This window comes from Bacillus sp. ok061, from assembly GCF_900108285.1.
Lineage (GTDB): Bacteria > Bacillota > Bacilli > Bacillales > Bacillaceae_G > Bacillus_A > Bacillus_A thuringiensis_S.
This window is the reverse complement of record NZ_FNUW01000001.1, coordinates 477,007-478,521: the sequence shown is the minus strand read 5'-3', so window position 1 is coordinate 478,521 and position 1,515 is coordinate 477,007. Positions and strand designations below refer to the sequence as shown.

Here is a 1,515-nt window from a genome sequence, read left to right as displayed (position 1 = left end):
TCAATAAAATCAAAACTAATTGTCGCTTCGATCGCACGAAGGAAATGATCTTGTGGAACCAACTCTTCTACAGAAACAGATACACGTTCATCACGATGATTTTTTAAAGCACCCATCATAAAAAATCTCTCCTTTACCTCTTTTTATCAGTGTTGACACATAAAAAGAGGTTCAGACACAAAAACAGGCTGTGGAGAAGACTTTCTCCACAGCCTGGAAGAGGAAGGGCTATCCCTTCCTCTTTTGTTTTGCTATCGCATAGTACCAGTTAAACCGTAACGAATGTCTCGGAACATATTTCCTATATCACGATTAAAATCGTTTGTAACTGTACCGTTACGTAGACGTGTGCTCATTGCATCGACACGAGTAAACATATCATTTCTTACAGAAACATATACGTTTCTGTTTCCAACTTCATTTACAACAGCTTGACGAATTTCGTTCGCCATCGCCGTTTCATTTGTCACTGTATTACGCGGTTTTACCGCAATCGCCACATCGTTTCCATATACAACTGTAGACACACGGTCCACGTTATTCATACGTTTCACACGATTTGTAATTTTTTCTGCTGTTTTACCATCATTGTTAATGTATGAATTGTTCATTGTAATATTACGTGTTGGATGCGGATTAGCAATTTGACCGTTGTAATTTACATCTCGGTAATAATTGTTATATCCTGTATCGTTACGACCATTTCTATATGTTACATAATCTGTATAGCGATCATTACGCGTTACATTATCACGATACTGGTGTGTATCATTATAAGATGTACGCTCGTAATTGTAGTTACGTCCATCCATTGCATTGTTATCTTTTGGTGTACCACATGCAGCTAATGCACTGGTAACTAACAAAGAAGCAGCAATCACTTTTACTTTCGTATTCAATACAAAAACCCCCTCTGTTAGAATGAGCTTCTCTTCTGAAAAGCTCCCTCTTATGATGAGTAACAGAGAGGGTTTTTACACTGTTAATATTTCACTGGGAATTTTCTAGCACTTCATAAAAACCCTTCATTTCCTTAATTAACACGCATGCAAAAAAGGCGGGAATACTCCCGCCTTTTTAAACTTCTTCTTCGTCCTCTTCTTCTGAAATGGGCTCTCCAAATACATTTGGTGGATCTGGTTGATAATACATCGTTCCTGGCTGTGGTGCATATGCAGATTGAGTTGGTTGATAATATAAAGGATTCGCATATTGCGGACCGCCTGGTTGTGGACTATATAGTCTACTTTCTCCTCCGCATCCACAATCTTCCTCACCCTGCACAAGCGGCGGCATATTATTATCCATTGGCATCATATTCGGGTTTGGCATAGACGTATATTGCGGTCCAAACGGCGCTCCTTGCTGATATGGCATTTGATATGGATTTGGTTGTTGATAATACGGATTCGGCGGCATCATAGGCTGTTGATACGGCATTTGATATGGCATCATATTCGGTGGTTGATTGTTATCCATGATTGGCATCATATTCGGCATTTGATTGTTATCCAT

General features: G+C 39.3%; 1 protein-coding gene and 1 pseudogene. Both read right to left on the bottom strand.

The window, feature by feature from the left end; all coding sequences use genetic code 11:
- Positions 1-251: 251 nt before the first annotated feature.
- Entirely contained in the window at positions 252-899 is a 648-nt protein-coding gene (locus tag C4S65_RS02640; protein WP_001093530.1) for a YhcN/YlaJ family sporulation lipoprotein, read from the bottom strand.
- A 178-nt stretch (positions 900-1,077) separates the two neighbouring features.
- Positions 1,078-1,515 (bottom strand): annotated as a pseudogene (locus C4S65_RS02635) (peptigoglycan-binding protein LysM); the annotation flags it as partial.